Annotated in this window: 1 pseudogene; it reads right to left on the bottom strand. The window is 51.1% G+C overall.

The annotated features are described in order from the left end of the window. Nucleotides 1-258, bottom strand: a pseudogene (locus A6013_RS27740) (PEP/pyruvate-binding domain-containing protein); the annotation flags it as partial. Nucleotides 259-350: the final 92 nt, after the last annotated feature.

Raw genomic sequence — 350 nt, 5'->3', positions numbered from 1 at the left:
TTCTGCGGTCGCGGAAGAACGTACGGCAAAGGAGGCCTGCGCGTCGTCAGCGGAGAGCTGGTTGTACGCGTCATGGATAGCTTTTTCCAGTTCCGGCTGGAAAGGTGGGTCGAAGTTCCACTGGCGGGTCTGCGGGCCGGCTTTGGGAAGCTCGGTGACGGCGTCAATATCCGTTATATCCAGCAGGTCGTAAATGCGCTGGTTTACACCGCTCTGGTCAAAAAACAGGTTAAACGCCTCGGCGGTGATCGCCGTACCATCAGAAATATAAAAAACGTGACGATCGACAGCATTATCCATTTTACCCACCCTGAATATCATACCTAATTGTCTGAAAGCATAAATTAAAA

The sequence above is a fragment of the Enterobacter sp. IF2SW-B1 genome, from assembly GCF_001743375.1.
Taxonomy (GTDB): domain Bacteria; phylum Pseudomonadota; class Gammaproteobacteria; order Enterobacterales; family Enterobacteriaceae; genus Enterobacter; species Enterobacter bugandensis.
This window is presented reverse-complemented; position numbering and strand designations above follow the sequence as displayed.